Below are 17261 nucleotides of genomic sequence, written 5' to 3'. Positions count from 1 at the left end.
AGAGCATGAGCTTGCGCATCATCATCGCAGACGATCACCCGGTGGTCCGCATCGGTACCCGCGCCGTCATCGAGTCGAGCGGCGTGGGCCGCGTGGTCGGCGAGGCCGACAGCGCGCAGGCGCTGATGACCCTGCTCGCCAACCAGCCCTGTGACCTGCTGGTCACCGACTACTCCATGCCGGGCAGCCCGCAGGCCGATGGCTTCGCCATGATCGGCATGATCCGCCGCCGGCATCCGGACCTGCCGGTGCTGATGCTCAGCGTCTCCAGCAACCTGGCGATCCTGCGCATGGTGCTCGACAGTGGCGTGCTCGGTCTGGTCGACAAGAGTTCGTCAATGGACGAGCTGCCGCAGGCCATCCAGTCGGTGTACCGCGGCCAGCCCTACATCAGCCGCAGCCTGCGCGAGCGGGTGGACGCGGCCGGCAGCTGGCGCATGCGCGAGGGCGACGGCAAGCCGTTGTCACCACGCGAAGTGGAGGTGCTGCGACTGCTCGGCACCGGCATGACGGTGAAGGAGATTTCGCTGCAGCTGCACAAGAGCGTCAGCACCATCAGCCGGCAGAAGGGCGACGCCATGCTCAAGCTGGGGTTGAAGGGCGACGCCGAATTGTTCGACTACCTGCGTGACGGCAAGATCTGAGACGCACTTCACATCACAGACCCGGCTGCCGCACCCCCTCTTTGACGGTCTGCGGATCTGTGCCAAGATGGACGGGCATGAGTTCTCAATGCGAGGTCGAAGGAATCGACCGGCTCATGTCCTCGCTCCCGTCCGTGGTGGATGGGATGCGGCTTCCTGCCGGCCGTCTGGCCCGGCAACGCTGACCATGGAGAGGCGCATGCAGTCCCCCCCCGAGCTACGTTGGACCCTGCCGTTGCGGCCCCTGCGCGCATTCGCGGCATGCCTGCTCGTCTCTCTTTCCGCTGCCGCCTGCAGCGCCGCCGATCCGGCCCCCTCGTCCTCCCAGCCTGCGCCTGCGCAGGCTGCCAAAGCGCCCCGACAGGATGTTGCCCCGATGCAGAACCCCTCTCCCGATGCCGCCGTCACCCCGCCCGACGCGCCGACCGTGATGTATTTCATCTACCAGGTGGATGGCGACGGTGCGACGTCCTATGAGGTCCAGAACGGCAGCGTGGCGACCTTCTGGTTCGGCCACCGCTTCACCTTGGACGGCACCACCTACTACACCGGCTTTTCCTGGGATACCCGCGAGCATTACGGCAAGCCGGGCGAACAGCAGCCGGCCGGCCCCGACGACCGCGCCAATCTGGCCGAGGCCACCTTCGTGCTGGCCGGCGGCGACGCGAAGAAGCCGTGGAAGTTCCGCGGCCAGGAATGGACCATCGGTGCGCTCGGCGCCTACGACAAGGCCGACGACGTCGATACCCGGCGCAAGCCGATCGAACACCGCACCGCCGACGGCCGCCTGCTGCTGGCGGTGCCGACCAGCAGCTTCGACCGCGGCATCAGCAGCAGCGGCTACGCCCTGCTGCTGTTCAACCCCAAGCGCAGCGAGGACGACCTGGACAGCAAGGTCTGGCGCTACGTCGGCTCGGTGCGCACCGGCGAAGACAACAGCGCGGCCTGCGACGACGGCAACGTGATGCCGTGCACCGACAGCGATGGCGAACTGGCCTTCGTGGCCGATGGCAACGGCCTGCCGCAGCTGACCGTGACCTTCAAGGGCACCACCATCGAAGCCCCGGGCAAGACCCGCGCGCTGGGTGCCGGCGACACCGTGCACTACCGCTTCGACAGCAAGGCCCAGCAGTACATCGCGCCCTGATTTCCATCCGCCGCAGGCGGGTTACCTGTTGACCGACATGTTCTTGACTCACGGATGAGTCCGGTTGGCGATTCGCGGCATCGGCCGCTCCATCAACCCCGAGGAAAACGTCATGGCACAGCATGACTACAGCAAAAAGGAAGTCCTGGACATCGTCGAGCAGGTCGCCCGGCAGAAGGGCATTCCGGTCGATGACTTCATGCGCTTCGCGCACATCGAGACCGGCGGCACGTTCAACGAACGCGCCCACAACACGTCGACCGGGGCCAAGGGCCTGTTCCAGTTCGTGCCCGGTTCGGCGCGCCAGTACCACCTGACCGGCCACGAGTTCGATCCGACCCGCAACACCGAGGCCGCCGCGCAGATGTACCAGGACAACCTGGGCTCGATGGCGCGCCGCAATGAGCGCACCGGCCACCCGTACCTGTCCGGCGGCGACACGCCGACCGGCCTGGACCTGTACCTGGCCCACCAGCAGGGCAGCGCCGGCTATGGCTCGGTGCAGACCGCGATCGCCACCGGCACCTTCGGCGTGGTCCGCAACGGCCATGGCGAAGAGATCAACATGCGCCGCAACGTGCTCAACCAGATCGGGTCCGATGCCAAGGCGCTGACCGGCCACACCCTGGCCGAAATGCGTGGCATGAACGACGGCGACCTGGCGCGGACCTTCTCCAGCTACTACATCCACAAGTACGCAGCGATCAGCATCCCGGAAAAGCACATCACGCCGCAGACCGTGGCACCGGGCCAGGCCCAGGCTCCAGGCACACCTGCGCAGACCGCCGCAGTGGGCGCCGTTGCGGCCACGCTGGCGGCGACCGCAACGGCTCCTGCTGCGCCGAAGCCGGGCATCGAACTGCACGCCGCGTACGACGCTGGCGTGAAGTACGACGATGTGAAGTACGCCATCAACATCCCGGGCCATGCGCTGTACGTGCCGGGCAAGACCGGCAAGAACGTGGACCAGGGCTACATCGATTGCTCCGGCTGGGTCGGCACCCTGCAGAACCGGACCATGGACGAGATCAACCAGAAGGCCGGGCACGCTGTCTTCAGCAAGGCCGACCGCATCGACCTGGGCAACCTCGGTTCCGGCGGCATCGTGCACAAGGCCGTCGAACAGTCCGGCGTGCTGCTCGAGCGCGACGCCATCCTCAAGCCCGGTGCGCTGAAGGAAGGCATGGTCATCGGCCTGGATACGGCCAGGACCCGCCACGAGCACTGGAATGGCATCGACCACATCGTGATGGTGGTGCGCGACCCGAATACCGACAAGCTGCTGATCAGCCAGTCCACCGGCAGCAAGGGCGTGCACACCATGCCGGTGGAGGATTACCTCAAGCAGGTGAAGGACCACCCGCACTGGAAGCTGTTCGCGTCGGACCCGTTGTCCAAGGCGCGCGACCTGCTGGAAAGCCGCACCCAATCGCATGAGCAGACCCAGGGCAAGCCTGCGGCCGAACACAAGGCCGCTGCCGCCCCGCACGCCGAGCTGTACAAGCCGGGCGCGCACAGCGAGGGCGTGCGCAAGGTGCAGGAGCAGCTGGGCCACCTCGGCTATGCCGGGGCCGACGGCAAGCCGCTGGCCGAGGACGGCCGCTTCGGGCGCAATACCGAAGCGGCGGTACGCCAGCTGCAGAAGGACAACGGGCTGGTTGCCGACGGCATCGTCGGTGCAAAGACGCTGGATGCGATCAAGGAGGCCCGCGAGCGCCCGCTGCTGAACGACGAGCGGCACCCGCGCAATCCGATGTACCTGCAGGCCACCGAAGGCCTGGAGCGGATGCCGGCGGGCACCTTCAAGGACCGCCACGCGCTGGAAAGCGCCGCAGCGGCCCTGACCAGGGAGGCGCATGCCGCCGGCCTGCAGCGCATCGACGCGGTGGTGCCCAGCCCGAACGGTGAGCGCCTGTTCGCCGTGCAGGGCACGGTCGGTGACCCGGCGGCCAGCCGCGTTGCGGTGGAAACCCGCACCGCCAGCGAGCAGAGCATGGCGCTCAGCAGCGGCGCGGTGCAGGGCGCGCCGAACGTGCTGCACCAGCAGCAGGACGCGCAGCAGGAACAGACCCGCCAGGCGCAGAAGGCCATGGGCGTCTGAGCCCGCAGCGCCTTGCAGACCGGGAGGGGCCGCGCCATGCGCGGCCCTTTCCCTTTCTGCCAGCTGAGCGGTAAAAGCCACTTTCAGCCTTGCTTCATGCCGCCTGCCGCTAGATGAATGCGCAAGCCGCCCGGTAGGCCAGGCAATGTTCCGGCAATGTCGGAACGCCAGCGTGGTCTCCACGGCAGCCGGGGCGCCCCGCGCCCTCCCTGCCCAGCGTGGCATGCACCTCACAGGAGAACCGAACATGCTCAGTACTTCCACACTCAGCTTCCGTGGCCTGGCGATGGCCCTGGCACTGGTTGCCGGTGTCGCCGTGGTCAGCGATGCCAGCGCGATGTCGAGGAAGGACAAGCGCACCCTGGTCGGCGCCGTGGTCGGTGGCGTGGCCGGCAACCTGCTGTCCAACGGCGACCCTGCGGCCACCGTCGGCGGTGCCGTGGCCGGCGGCGCGATCGGCAACCTGACCACCTCCGACCGCCGCGACCGCCGTTACTACGACAATCGCCGTTACGACGACCGCTACGATCGCCGTTACGACCGTGGCTACTACCGCAGTGGCTACTACGACCGTGGCGATGACCGCCGCTGGCAGCGTGAGCGCTACTACGACAACCGCTACTACCACGACCGCGGCCGCCATCGCGGCTGGTAAGCAGCGCCGACATACCGATGACGCGGAGACGGGCGGGTCGATGACCCGCCCGTTTGCGTTGGCCACGCGTATGGCGTTGAATGCGCAGCCTTGGATGTGACTTTCCCGATCGGACTGTGGCATGACGTCTTCCTCCCACCGCGTGCAGGGCCTCAACAACGACGAGGTCGCTGCCGACTGGCCACCGATCAGCGCGGCGGACATCGCGTGGCTGAGTACGCGTTACCCGCAGCTGGGCGGGCACAGCCAACCGCGCTGGCACAGCCCGCGGCCGCTGTCTGCCGCCGCCATCGTCGACGGCACGCGCGGCGCGGTGTTCATCAAGCGCCACCACCACAGCGTGCGCAGCGCGGCCTGTCTGGAAGAAGAACACCACTTCATCGCCCATCTCGCCGCCGCCGGCGTGCCAGTGGTGCAGGTGCTGCCGGCCACCGATGGCCACACTGCGGTCGAACACGGCGAATGGACGTTTGAACTGCACGATGTCGGCGTGGGCGACGACCTGTATCGCGACGCGGTGTCGTGGTCGCTGTTGACCGATGTCGCGCAGGCCCGCGAAGCAGGGCGCACGCTCGCACAGCTGCACCGTGCCGCCGCCAGCTACCACGCGCCCCAGCGCAGCACCCATCTGCTGGTGGCGCGCGACGACCTGATCCGTGCCGACGATCCGATCGCCGCCATCAAGGCAGGACTGGATGAACGTCCCGGGCTGGCACGCTATCTCGCGCGCATTCCATGGGAAGCACAGCTGCAGCGCGACGTGCTGCCGTGGCACGCCGGCCTGGCCGAGCGCCTGCGCGCCGAGCCCCGGCTGTGGGCGCACAACGACTGGCATGTCTCCAACCTGCTGTGGCGCAACGGCGAGGTCAGCACCGTGCTGGATTTCGGCCTGGCGTCGCCCACCAGCGCGCTGTTCGACCTCGCCACCGCGATCGAGCGCAACGCAGTGGCGTGGCTGGAACTGGAGCGCGGCATGGAGGCAGTGCGCATCGATATCGCGCTGGCCCTGCTCGACGGCTACCGCGAGGTGCTGCCGTTGTCGGCGGCACGCGTGCACCTGCTGGCCGACCTGCTGCCAATGGTCCATTTCGACTTCGCACTGTCCGAAGTGGAGTACTTCGAAGGTGTCACCCGCTCAACCGCGAATGCCGACGTGGCCTGGCAGCCCTTCATGCTGGGCCATCCGGCGTGGTTCCACAGCGCGCCGGGGCGGGCACTGCTGCAGGCCCTGCACGCCGTCGCGTGATCCGGTTGACGCAGCGTTGCGGTCAGATCCCTTTCCGCAGGAAAGGGATCTGACCCCGGCTGGCGCTCGCAAATCCGTACCATTTGTAGTGAAATGGTCACCTGAAGCGGGGGTGCCTGGATCTGCCAGGCTGAGAGAGTCCCTTGGAACCTGATCCGGTTTGCACCGGCGTAGGGAGCTTTGAGCCGCAGCCACACCCCCATCATGGGCCGGTGCACCTGCGCGCCGTCGCTTCGTCTCCCTTGTTGTCCGAAGACGAACCGAATGAACCGCTGCCTGCGCCCCACCCTGCTCTCACTCGCCCTCTGCGCCGCGCTGCCGCTGCATGCCAGCGAGGCCGAGGCCACCACCGATGCGGCTGCCACTGGTGCCGAACGCTCGCCGACCGAACTGGCGGCGGTGCGCGTGGAGGCCGGCAAGCCGAAGGCCGATACCTCGCGCGTGAATGCCTTCGGCGGCGGTTCGTGGAAGGACACGCCGGCTTCGGTGAACGTGCTCGAGCGCGACTATCTCGAACGTCGCCAGGTACGTTCGCTGTCCGAGCTGGCCAGCAACGATGCCTCGCTGGGTGATGCGTATGCACCTGTGGGCTACTACCAGAACATCGCCATCCGCGGCTTCGCGCTGGACGCCGCCACCGGCTACCGCTTCAACGGGCTGTCCATCGCCGGCGAGCAACGCTTGGCGCTGGAGAACGTGCAGTCGGTCGAGATCCTCAAGGGTGAAGCCGGCCTGGCGGCAGGGGTGATGGCGCCGGGCGGGATCATCAACTACATCGGCAAGCGCCCGGCTGAAGTACGCACCGCCACGCTCGGCACCGATTCGGAAGGCTCACGCTACGTCGCCGTCGATGTCGGCCACTGGATCACCCCGCGTTTCGGCCTGCGCCTGAATGCCGCATGGGACTCCAGCAATTCCTACGTCGCGCACGCCGATGGCCGCCGCAACTTCTACTCGCTGGCCGCCGACTGGCTGATCGGCGAGCGCGGCAAGCTGGAAGTGGATGCCAACTACCAGACCAGCTCGCAGCGCTCGGTGTCCGGCTACCAGCTGCTGGGCGCGCGTGACCTGCCGCGCGGTGTCGACCGCGAGCACCTGCTCGGCTACCAGCCGTGGCAGCGCCCGGTGGATATCGCCAGCACCAACATCACCGCGCTGCATACCTACGACTTCAACGATGCCTGGCAGTCGCGCGTCTCGGTCGGCCACAGCCGCTCGGTGATCGATGACAACGTCGCCTTCGCCTACGGCTGCTACTACGCCGTGCAGTGCGCCGATGGCAGCGTGCCAGGCAACTACTTCGCGCCCAACGGCGACTACGATGTCTACGACTACCGCAGCCCGGACGACACCCGCCGCAACCAGCAGGCCCGTGCCGAGCTGCGTGGCCGCTTCGAGACCGGCAGCGTCGGCCATCAGCTGACCCTCGGTGCCGACTACTTCCGCCGCACCGTGGACAAGCGCCCGAGCGTCAACGAGTACGTCGGCACCAGCAACATCCACGACCCGCAGGTGCCCGTGTTCGAGCCGTCGCCGAAGATGCCCGGCCCCTCCGCACGACGCCTGGACAGCCGCCAGACCGCGTTCTTCGCGCTGGACCGGATGAGCTTTGGCGATGACTGGCAGTGGTTGGCCGGTGGCCGCTTCGTGCGCCTGGACGAGCGTGCCTACGACAAGCGTGGCGTTCCGCAGCGGCACAGCCGCCTGTCGCGCTTCCTGCCGCAGACCGCCGTGGTGTGGAAGGCCACCGACCAGCTCAACGCCTATGCCAGCTATGTGCGCGGCACTTCGCTGGGCCAGGAAGCGCCGTTCTGGACCAGCAATGCCGACACTTTCCTGCCGTCGGTGCAGTCGCGCCAGCTGGAAGTAGGCGTGAAGTACGTGCCGGTCGAGGCGCTGACCCTGGGCGCAGCCGTGTTCCGCATCTCGCAGCCGTACCAGTACGCCAGGCCCGACAGCAGCGACGTCGGCTACACCTTCGTCGAGGAAGGCACGCAGACCCACACCGGCCTGGAGCTGACCGCCAACGGCCAGCTGACCGACGCACTGCAGATCGTGGCCAGCGCCAGCATGCTGCAGGCCCGGGCGCGCGACACCGGCACGCCGGCCTATGAGGGCCATCAGCTGGTGAACGTGCCGAAGGTGCGCGCCAGCGTGCACGTGGCCTACGCGTTGCCGTTCGTGCAGGGCCTGGATGTGACCGGCGGCTGGCGCTATGCCGGTGCCAACGTGGCCCGCGCCGACGGCGGCGTACGCGCACCGGACTACTCGGTGTTCGATGCCGGCCTGCGCTTCCAGCATCGCCTGCACGAACGCGCGGTGACCTGGAACCTGTCGGTGGACAACGTATTCAACCGCTTCTACTGGCGCGATACCGGCAGCAGCGGCGGTGACTACTACCTGTTCCCCGGTGCACCGCGACAGGCCCGCCTGTCGGTGACGTTCGCGCTGTGAGCGGCGTGATGCTCGAGTGGACCGCCGCGCTGTGCAGCATCCTCGGCGTCTGGCTGATGGCCCGGCGCCGGCTGGCAGCGTGGCCGGTGGGCCTGCTGTCGGTGGCGCTGTATGGGCTGGTGTTCGCCGAGGCCAAGCTGTACTCGGACACCCTGCTGCAGGTCGCCTTCGGTGGCTTCCTGGTCTACGGCTGGCTCAACTGGCGGCAGCACGCCGCCGATGAGGGCAGCATCCGCATCGTGCCACTGGCACGCGGCACGCTGCTGCGCGACCTGGCCTTCGGCCTGTGCGGTGGCGTGGCGCTGGGTGCGGCCATGCACACCTTCACCGATGCCGCGCTGCCCTGGCTGGACGCGATGCTGACCGCGCTGAGCCTGGTCGGCCAGTGGTGGCAGGCACGCCGCCACGTGGCCTGCTGGTGGGTGTGGATCGCGGTGGACGTGGTCTATGTGGGTGCGTACCTGTTCAAGTCGCTGCACGTGACCGCGGCACTGTACGTGTTCTTCCTCGGCCTGGCCGTGTTCGGCCTGCGCGCATGGAGCGCCGCCGCGCGCGAGCCACAGGTGGCAACGCAATAGAGCCACGCCATGCGTGGCGGGCTACCGGTAGTCGCCAACCTGGGTTGCCGCGCGCCTGCCGACCAAGGTCGGCATCTACCCACCACATCCACGCATGGCGTGGATCTACTTCGGCTCCAGCAGCAGGCCCAGGCGCAGCGGCTGGCGCATGTCGGCCGGCGGTGCCGCCTGCAACGGCGCGGCCTGCAGCGTCGCGCGCAGGTCGGCGTCGACCTGGGCATCGCCCAGGCTGTCGAATTCCAGTTTCGAAATACGGCCATCCGCCGCGATCCACACGCTCACCGGTAGCGGCGTCGGCGTGTCAGCGTGTGCCTGCAGCCATTCCAGCACGCGCTGTGCCTGCGGATCGTGCTCCTGCTGCAGGCGCTGCTGCAGCTGGCCTCCCACGGAGGCGGCGTAGGCCATCCAGTGCGCAGGGGCTTCCTGTGCGGACACTGCGGCACTCCCCAGTGCCAACGCGCCGAATACTGCAGCCAGAGGCCGCCACCAGCGGCGCATGCCGGTCCTGTTCCCTGCCATGGCCATCACCTGCCTCCTGCGCTCCCATCCAGCGCGCCATGGTCGGCGCCCTAGATGACAGGCAGATGGCGGGCCATGATGGCGCCGCGCGTCGAGCTTGCCCGATTGCGAGGGATTGCCTTCGATCAGTCCAGGCAGGCCTTCAGATCATCACGTGTCCAGCCGGTGAGACCTGCACCCTTCCAGTAGCGTGCAGACGTACCAGCCGGGACAGAGGCAAGCTCGACAATGGCAATCACCCCATGGTTCACAGGGTTGTCGATGACAATGCGCTGCCCGGATTCAGTGGGCAGCACGCGCACGACCTTATTGCGTTGTGTCCACGTCTGGGACAGGCAGACGGTGACCTGCTGTACCGATTTCGAAGAAGCAAATGACTCGGGTGCTTGTTCAAGCAGACCAGGTGCTGTCGAGCAGCCGGCGATGCCCATGAACAATGCCGCCAGGAATGGGGCTCTCAAGACAGACATACGTCCTCCAGATGCATACGCGTGCGTTGATCACTCGCCCAGGTCGGCCAGCACCTTGCGCGAGGGCGCGAAGAAGGTCACGCCGGTGGTGGCGGTGGAGAAGTCGAGGATGCGGTCGTGCAGCGGTGCAGGATTACCGATGAACATGCGCTCGAGCATCTTCTCGATCACCCACAGGCGGCGCGTGTAGCCGATGAAGTAGGTGCCGTACTCGCCGCGGCCCGGGTTGGCGAACGGCATGTTGTCGCGCAGGATCTCGTGCTCGCCGTCGGCATCCTCGATGGTGCATAGCGTCTTGTGCGATTTCTGCGCATCGGCCGGCGCGTCGTCCAGCTCGATGTTGTCGTGCTTGGTGCGGCCGATGATCGCCTCCTGCGCCTCGGTCTTCTGCGCGCGCCACGCATCGAGGTTGTGCAGGTACTTCTGCACCACCACGTAACTGCCGCCGGCATGCTCCGGGTCCTCGTCACCCACGATCGTGGCTTCCGGCAACGACAGCCCTTCTGGATTGGCGGTGCCATCGACGAAGTCGAGCAGGTCGCGGCCATCGAAGTAGCGGAAACCGGCGACATCATCGACCGCTTCGACCGCATCGCCGAAGGCCATCAGCAGGTTGCGCTCGAAGGCCACGATCAGGTCCATGGTGCGTGCGCGGATGTGGTACAGCAGGTCACCGGGCGTGGACACGGCGGTGTGGGTCGCGCCCTTGATCTCGCGGAACGGCTTCAGCTCGCGGGGCGGCGTGGAGCCTACCAGCGGCTGCCACACGCGATGGCCGATGGCCACGTTGCAGGTGAAGGTGCGCTCGATCTCGCGGATGGCGGTGTTCTTGATCAGGTCATCGGTGCTGGCCAGCACCTCGCGCGCCTTGGCGATCGACGCCTCGTCATCCTTCACCTTCAGCACCAGGAACGCCGCCGAATGGGTGAGCGGCGCAGTGATCTGCTGCGGCTCGTTGTCGAGCGTGTGGTTGACGGCGGTGATCGGTGCGGGCTGGGAGTTCACGGCGGTTCCTGCTGGCTTGAGGCGGACGCATCGCGTGTGGCGATGTGCGGGCGATCATAGCGGAACCGCCTGACCGGGGACGGAGCGGTTCTCGTTCCGTCCACCGGCGAAGGTACGAAGACCTCAGTCCACATCACTCCAGACCGCCAGTTCGTAGCCATCCAGATCGCGGAAGTGGAAGCGGCGGCCCCCGGGGAAGGCGAGCACCGCCTGCACCACTTCGCCACCGGCGGCGACCACGCGCTGCTGTGCGTCGGCCAGGTCCGCGCAGTACAGGATCACCAGCGGTCCTCCGTGAGCACGCAACGGCGCGTCAGACACGAAGCCGCCCTTCAGCCGGCCATCGTCGAACTCGGTGTAGGACGGACCATAGTCGGTGAACTGCCAGCCGAACACCTCGCCGTAGAAGCGTTTGCTGCGGGCGATGTCGGCGACGTTGAATTCGATGTTGTCGATGCGGCGTTCGGCTTCGTGGGTAGCTTCGTGGCTCATGAGGTTGCTCCGTGATTGGAACCCCAGCTTCGGTCAGCGCGGCACGGCGGTCTTGAACAAAACGGCCATCATTGTCCCCACTCCAGGCGCAGCTCGCTGGCGGTCATGCCAGTCAGCTCGCGCGCCTCGCGGCTGAGATGGGCCTGGTCGGCATAGCCGGCATCAGCGGCCAGCATCGCCAACGAATGCTGTGGCAGCGCGCGACTCTGGCGCAGGAAACGTTGCAGCCGCAGGATCCGCTCCAGCGTCTTGGCGCCGTAGCCGAACTGCGACTGGCTGAAACGCCGCAGGCTGCGCGGGCTCAGGCCCAACTGCGCCGCCAGCGTATCCAGCGTGGCATTACCCGCGGCGAGCGCTTGGAACAGGACATGGGCGCGCTGCGCCGGCGTATCGAGCGCGGCCGCACCCATGTGCTGTTGCAGGCAGTGCGCCATTCGCTGCAGGCGCTGTGCAGGCGCGGTGTCGCCGATGGAGGCCGCCGCCTTGTTCGCCCACGCGCCCTTCAGATCAGCCAGTGGCACGGCCTGGCCGATGATCCCGGCCAAAGGCAGGCCCAGCGCGGCCAATGCCTGGCCGGGGCGGAAGCGTGCGCCCAGCACCTGCGCACCGGGTGCCAGCGCCGGGTGCGCGGCCACACGGTCCGGGCCGACGACGAACAGCGCACCGTCGCGCCAGAGGATATCCACGCAGCCATCGGGCAATACGGTGATGTGCCCATCGGCATCGGCAGGAAGCTGGCTCTGCCACAGCTGGCCAAAGTGGCCGCGCAGCGGCGCAGGCGTCAGATGTTCCTGGTAGGTCGTGCCGGTGCCTGCAAGAGAGGAAGGGTCGCCCATGCCGCATTGTGGCGCCACGGGGCCCATAAAAGTGAAGCCCGGCGCGAGGCCGGGCTTCGGTTGGCGTGTGGGAGAGAGAGAGAGTCACACGCCAGCACAACACGCACTAACGACAGGCGTTTGTTACCAGGTGAAGCGCGGGCCCACGAACCACTCGCGGTCGCCGGCCTTGGCCAGCTTCACTTCGCCGCTCAGGCCCCAGTTCTGGTTGAACTTGGCGGTGGCGCCGACGCGGCCGTAGAACTCGCCGTCCGGGTTGATGCCGTGCTTCTTGGTGTAGTCCTCGTAGCCGGCCATCACGTAGCCTTCCACGTACGGGTTGAACGCGGTGCGCACGCCGACTTCGGTCGAATAGCCGTTGAAGTCCAGGCCATGCTTCATGTCGAACTTCTGGTACGCAACGCGGGCCACCAGGTCGGTGTTCGGTGCGATGCCGTAGTTGTAGCCGGCACCGATGCGCCACTGGTCGACGTCATTCTTGAACTTGTCGGTCTCCTGCGCGCTGTAGTCGCCGAAGATGTGGAAGTTCGGGTGCACCGCCACGGAACCCTTCACCTTCCAGCCATCGGCGTCGCCGCCCTTGGCATCGGTGTTCACGTAGCCGCCTTCAACGTAGTTGTACGACAGGCCGTCGGTTGCCGATGCAGCGAACGGCAGGGCAGCCAGGAGACCCAGGGCGAGCAGCGAATTCTTGTTCATCGGGACACACCTTTAATTATTTTGGTTTCGTCGGCCGCCTCCCGGGAGGGGGGAGAGAGAGGAGGCGGTCGACAGGTGTGAATTATCCGTTAGGGGGTCTAATCGACCCTGAATATTGAACTGACTGGTGTATAAATAAGGCTGGCGTTCAGGGAACTCCACATGCCGCACGCGTAGACGGGCAACCATAGGTTTGCGTTTTTGCTGAACCTATGGTTGCGCAAGGGCTGAAAACCTATGGTTGCAGGAACCCAAGGGGTCTGGCGTCCACCGCTCATTGGGCCTCGACAATGGCCAGGCAGGAAGACGCCCAACAATTGGGGGAGACCCTCACGCGGCTTTTGGAGGGCCGGGGGCAGTGAAGGTCGGACTAAGCATTCGGTTCAGTGGTGCCGAATCCGGAGCAAGAGAGGCTGACGTCTCCATGGTAACGTCCGCTATGTATCGGACGCTGTCGCCCCACGCAAAATATCCCTCTTGCCGCTGATGGCTGCTTCCGGCCAGGAGCGAACGTTCGAAGCGCTGGAGTTGAGCGGCGGCGAAGCCGTCCGCCTCGAACGAGATGTTAGGCGGCGCCCCGAACTTACGCAAAAAAAAAGCGTCCCGAAGGACGCTTTAGTGTAGGTGGGGAGTTACGCCATTCACTGCCAAGCCTGCCATTACTGATGATGCAATTACTGTGGCTGACTGGGTTGTAGCAAAAAAGACTGCTTTAAAAGAAAGGATTGTTTCCATATTGATACCTCCTGCAAGGTTGATGATGGCATTGGTAATTGTCGATGGCGAACTTGCCATGACTCCTAGGACAACACTAGCAAACAACAAACAGGCAGACTTTCTCAGCAGCGACGGATTCGAACCGTCCTCACCTCCGAAGACTTCTCAGCCCCAATCATACTCCCGAATGGCTAAAGTGTAAATGTTTTGTTAAGCCCCAGGCCGGCGAAGCCGCCTAACGCCTGAATCAAGCGGCAACGTTTTTGGCCCCTTGTAGTCGCGAAGCACTGCATCAGATCCCCTAGCCACCCAATAGACGGACCTCGGGATCCGGTAATTCGTCATCTTCACAGCACACCGTATGGCGGACTATTCCGTTGATGCCGCTCAATCTTATGGCTGCCGGGTCCGGCTAGCACGCCGACGCATAGCCGGATCGAGCGATCAGGGACGGAACGCACCCAGAGTGGGGTTTCGAACGTCCGCAATGGGGCGGACGCTGCCATCGCGAGACGACTACCGCTACCGGCCAGAAGGGGGCATCCGTCCTATCCTCTATAGATCTTTGTAATCCCGTCCCTGCCTGATGTCTATTTCCGACAACGAGCAGACTTTAGAAATGCCCCAACTAGAACGCATGGCGCAGTCCATCCTTTATCGGCGAGGTACAGGCGGGCAAGCACTGGGTGGCTAGGACAGAGCGAACGGCTGTCGCTCGACTTGCAAGGTTTTCGCCACGTCAGGACCGCAAAGGGCTTCGCCAGTTAGTCCGGCCCATACCCCTACTCAGGTGGCCCGCCTAAGAGGTCAGACGCGGACATAGGTCCAAGACTTGAGGCCCAGGCGCTTAGCCCAAGTCTTGGCCGTCGCCTTGTCACCGGCGCCGAGTAGACGCGTTCGATCCAAATGATCGATGAGCTCCCACCTGCCCTCGCTGCCCTGTTCTGCCGGTTCATCGAAGCAATAGAACTGCATCACATCCTTAGTCGTGGCCAGGTAGTAATTAGCTGTAATTGCCTTTGGTCTCCCATCAACCCCGAGGCCAGTGTTGTACGAAATGGTTCGCTGACGCGACATAGCCCGTTCCTTGCGGATGTGACGTTGCTAACAACGATACCGGGAGCAGACACCCGCCACCACATGCAGGCCCTCGGCGCGGCGTTGCTCTGCCGGGTATGCAGTTGGGCCCAGCAGCAGATGCTGGGCAGAATTCGGTCAGGACAAGCGACACCCAGGGAGCGGCACCCTATCGACGCGGATGAGCGTTCTCGGGAGATTACCTCTCCCCTGCCGTTTGTCGGAAACCTAGGCTATGGCTCTTTTTACAGAAGTTGAACGGTGGTACGGTTTTCGTACATTCATGATGCGATCCTGGTGGATTATGAACGACAAAAAGCAGGAAATCGAAGCGTGTCTTGAGAAGTTCTGGGACGATATGGCGATTGATGTCGGTGAGGATCCTCAAGACACTGGCTCCCTGATCGGTGCGCCCTTGGATTCATTGACCGTGATGGAGGTGATGCTGGAAATCGACAAGTTGCTCAATCGAAAGATTCCAGCGGACATCGTGATCCGCAAAGGTGGATATGAATCGCGGGAGCAATTCGTCGAACAATTGACCGCGGAGGTTCTAAACTACGTGGCGGAGCATCCCGATGACTAGTCTCGAAAAGGATGCTCAGCGGGCAGGGATGGCGGAGCGGCTGCGGCAGTCTCGGGAGTATGTAGGTCTATCTCAGGAGGAAGTTGCCATCGCCCTTGGGATCTCGCGTCCAGCGGTAACTCATATCGAATCTGGCAGTCGAAAAGTGGAGGCGACTGAACTAAACATCATGGCGCGCTTGTACCGAAGGACGCTTGAATACTTGCTCACCGGGAGGGAGCCACCGCCGCAAGCACCGGAGCAGTTGGCTTTCCTGGCGCGGGCAATCAAGGGTCTCTCAGGCCGTGACCTCGATGAGGTGGCGCGTTTCGCCGAATTTTTGAAGCAATCAACCAAGGTCAGTCGAAAGGAGTAAGGAATGCTCCCTCACATCAAGAACGCCGCTAGGCGAGCCGCTGAGATCTATCAAGACTCCGGTGCCAAGGCCCGTGTGGAGCACGATGGCTATACGCGTGTCGATCCCTTTTTAATCGCAGGGAGGGAAGGCGTTCCTGTACTTCTGCGACCCATGGACAAGCTTCTCGGGGCGTTCATCCGAGACGAGGTGTCCGGCATCCTCGTCAATTCCGAGCGGTCGGCGGGACTGATCCACCTGACGTGTGCCCACGAGCTCGGACATTACTTCATGGGTCACGGCACTACAGCCGACGATTCGATGGAATTTGGGCCCAAAGTGGAACGTCAGGAACAGGAGGCGGATTGGTTCGCTTACCAACTGTTGACCTCTCGCAGTCTGCTCGCAAATATCATGCGCCGAAAGGGCTGGAGCATTCAGTCACTCAAGCACCCGGTTACACTTTACCAGCTGTCTCTGAGGCTCGGAATTAGCTATACGGCGACGGCTTGGTCTCTCGCGCGACAAAAACTCTTGCATACTGGTGAGGTCAAGGAACTCCTGAAGATCCAGCCGATCGACATCAAACAGGCGCTGCTCAAAGGACAAAATTTTGAATCTCGTAGGGAGGTATGGCTCCTCGACGAAAGTGATCGGGCGAGCGTGCTGGAGCCGCGCGCGGATGACCAGGTCTTGGTTCGTTTGAGAAGCAACGCCTCATCGGGCTACCTCTGGTCGTTGACTGAGCTAGCATCGGAAGGTTTCCAGATTCGCCCGATATCGTGTCGAACCGAAGAGGTGGTCGATCCGAGGCAGATCGTTTTCGGCGCAGCCACCGCGGAATTTCTACTGACCTACGACGACCCAGCAAGTCTTCCAGACGGCGAAACGCGTGCCTTTTCTATGCAAGAGCAGCGGCCTTGGTTGAAGGGGGGCGAAGCTATCGCGACGTTCGAAACGAGTGCTAAATTTGAGCAAATCGAGCCTGGTCTGACACGAGTCGCTAAGCGGAACTTGTTGAGCGAGGCGTCGATAGCTTGATCATCAAGGAAGAAATAGCCCTGCCGCAGGCAAACAATGCTGCACGCGACCAAGGGCAGCGCCCGATCTGTATTGCGTTCGCCCTATCGGAGCTAAATCTCCGATTCGCTCCGCAGGGTGAGGTGCTGAGTCCCGAGTATGTCTATCAAGGTGCCGCCACACTAACGTCCAATTGGGCCTCGGGTGATGGTGTCTCCTTAGGACTCGCGCTCCAAGTGGCATCGTTCGGGCAACCTACCGAGCAGGACTTCCCGTATCAGGCAACGGAGCCAGCACCGCCTGTTTCGTTGCCGCCAATTGGTTGGCGCCTCTATGGAAGAGCGCTGGATCTGCTTCCGCACGATCCTGATTCAATTGCCGACGCGATTCGAAGGAATCTTCCCGTGGGCATCGGCATGAGGTTGACCCAAAGCTTCTTCATTCCGGCGAGCGGAGTGGTCACGTTTGAGCAGTTGCCCCTGCCCAACGCACTACATGCAGTAGCAGTTGTTGGGCTTGGCAGGGCCGACGACGGCGCCCCCTATTTCCGAATTCGCAACAGCTGGGGCGACAAGTGGGGAGCACACGGGCAGGCATGGCTTCCCGAAATTTACATTCGCGAGCACGTTATCTGTGCGTTTGGAGGGTGAGAGTGGCTAAGGTATTTACGGGTGAAAGGCT

General features: G+C 64.4%; 18 protein-coding genes and 1 riboswitch. Of the genes, 11 read left to right on the top strand and 7 right to left on the bottom strand.

The annotated features are described in order from the left end of the window. Positions 1-5: 5 nt before the first annotated feature. The 7 genes from AC5P7F_RS12780 to pnuC all read left to right on the top strand — a co-directional run bounded on the left by AC5P7F_RS12780 (position 6) and on the right by pnuC (position 8825). Complete coding sequence (locus tag AC5P7F_RS12780) at positions 6-644, top strand: response regulator (RefSeq protein WP_014035550.1); 639 nt, start codon at positions 6-8, stop codon at positions 642-644. Positions 645-1020: 376 nt separating this feature from the next. After that, positions 1021-1791 carry a hypothetical protein gene (locus tag AC5P7F_RS12775; RefSeq protein WP_014645535.1) on the top strand — a complete coding sequence of 257 codons (771 nt, stop codon included), beginning with the start codon at positions 1021-1023 and terminating at the stop codon, positions 1789-1791. Positions 1792-1903: 112 nt separating this feature from the next. After that, positions 1904-3892 carry an XVIPCD domain-containing protein gene (locus AC5P7F_RS12770; protein ID WP_164077221.1) on the top strand — a complete coding sequence of 663 codons (1989 nt, stop codon included), beginning with the start codon at positions 1904-1906 and terminating at the stop codon, positions 3890-3892. A gap of 247 nt (positions 3893-4139) precedes the next feature. Next, positions 4140-4547, top strand: a complete 408-nt coding sequence (locus tag AC5P7F_RS12765; RefSeq protein WP_014645533.1) for a glycine zipper 2TM domain-containing protein — start codon at positions 4140-4142, stop codon at positions 4545-4547. A gap of 121 nt (positions 4548-4668) precedes the next feature. Beyond that, positions 4669-5793 carry a phosphotransferase enzyme family protein gene (locus AC5P7F_RS12760; protein WP_053494681.1) on the top strand — a complete coding sequence of 375 codons (1125 nt, stop codon included), beginning with the start codon at positions 4669-4671 and terminating at the stop codon, positions 5791-5793. A 98-nt stretch (positions 5794-5891) separates the two neighbouring features. Further along, a riboswitch (TPP riboswitch) is annotated at positions 5892-5987 on the top strand. 70 nt (positions 5988-6057) lie between these two features. Continuing rightward, positions 6058-8247 (top strand): TonB-dependent siderophore receptor, encoded by a 2190-nt coding sequence (locus AC5P7F_RS12755; RefSeq protein WP_164077219.1) that lies wholly within the window; start codon positions 6058-6060, stop codon positions 8245-8247. An 8-nt stretch (positions 8248-8255) separates the two neighbouring features. Next, positions 8256-8825 (top strand): nicotinamide riboside transporter PnuC, encoded by a 570-nt coding sequence (pnuC, locus tag AC5P7F_RS12750; protein ID WP_049441875.1) that lies wholly within the window; start codon positions 8256-8258, stop codon positions 8823-8825. A 105-nt stretch (positions 8826-8930) separates the two neighbouring features. Here pnuC and AC5P7F_RS12745 read toward each other — a convergent pair whose 3' ends face one another. From AC5P7F_RS12745 to AC5P7F_RS12715, 7 genes are all read right to left on the bottom strand, one after another. Then, positions 8931-9350, bottom strand: coding sequence for a hypothetical protein (locus tag AC5P7F_RS12745; protein WP_046427870.1), 420 nt, complete (start codon positions 9348-9350; stop codon positions 8931-8933). 119 nt (positions 9351-9469) lie between these two features. Beyond that, on the bottom strand, positions 9470-9814 hold the full coding sequence (locus AC5P7F_RS12740) for a hypothetical protein (RefSeq protein ID WP_164077218.1): 345 nt from the start codon (positions 9812-9814) through the stop codon (positions 9470-9472). 30 nt (positions 9815-9844) lie between these two features. Further along, a complete protein-coding gene (locus tag AC5P7F_RS12735; RefSeq protein WP_049405218.1) occupies positions 9845-10819 on the bottom strand; it encodes a Dyp-type peroxidase in 975 nt (324 codons plus the stop codon). Positions 10820-10942: 123 nt separating this feature from the next. Beyond that, on the bottom strand, positions 10943-11311 hold the full coding sequence (locus tag AC5P7F_RS12730; protein WP_164077217.1) for a VOC family protein: 369 nt from the start codon (positions 11309-11311) through the stop codon (positions 10943-10945). Positions 11312-11379: 68 nt separating this feature from the next. Further along, complete coding sequence (locus AC5P7F_RS12725) at positions 11380-12147, bottom strand: helix-turn-helix transcriptional regulator (RefSeq protein WP_046427864.1); 768 nt, start codon at positions 12145-12147, stop codon at positions 11380-11382. 123 nt (positions 12148-12270) lie between these two features. Then, positions 12271-12846, bottom strand: coding sequence for an OmpO family porin (locus tag AC5P7F_RS12720; RefSeq protein WP_005411880.1), 576 nt, complete (start codon positions 12844-12846; stop codon positions 12271-12273). Positions 12847-14370: 1524 nt separating this feature from the next. Then, positions 14371-14640: a hypothetical protein gene (locus AC5P7F_RS12715; RefSeq protein WP_228355007.1), complete on the bottom strand. Its 270-nt coding sequence runs from the start codon at positions 14638-14640 to the stop codon at positions 14371-14373. Positions 14641-14944: 304 nt separating this feature from the next. Here AC5P7F_RS12715 and AC5P7F_RS12710 point away from each other — a divergent pair, with 304 nt between their 5' ends. Genes AC5P7F_RS12710 through AC5P7F_RS12695 form a run of 4 tightly spaced genes read left to right on the top strand, consistent with a single transcriptional unit; the run spans position 14945 to position 17230 of the window. Further along, complete coding sequence (locus AC5P7F_RS12710) at positions 14945-15226, top strand: hypothetical protein (protein WP_228355006.1); 282 nt, start codon at positions 14945-14947, stop codon at positions 15224-15226. Then, a complete protein-coding gene (locus tag AC5P7F_RS12705) occupies positions 15219-15581 on the top strand; it encodes a helix-turn-helix domain-containing protein (RefSeq protein ID WP_171956720.1) in 363 nt (120 codons plus the stop codon). The genes AC5P7F_RS12710 and AC5P7F_RS12705 overlap by 8 nt, the downstream gene beginning before the upstream one ends. A 3-nt stretch (positions 15582-15584) precedes the next feature. Further along, on the top strand, positions 15585-16601 hold the full coding sequence (locus AC5P7F_RS12700) for an ImmA/IrrE family metallo-endopeptidase (RefSeq protein WP_481462447.1): 1017 nt from the start codon (positions 15585-15587) through the stop codon (positions 16599-16601). Further along, on the top strand, positions 16598-17230 hold the full coding sequence (locus AC5P7F_RS12695; RefSeq protein WP_481462446.1) for a C1 family peptidase: 633 nt from the start codon (positions 16598-16600) through the stop codon (positions 17228-17230). Before AC5P7F_RS12700 ends, AC5P7F_RS12695 begins: the two co-directional genes overlap by 4 nt. Positions 17231-17261 lie beyond the last annotated feature (31 nt).

This window comes from Stenotrophomonas sp. YJH_SMC_105-26 (assembly GCF_059368915.1).
This window is presented reverse-complemented; position numbering and strand designations above follow the sequence as displayed.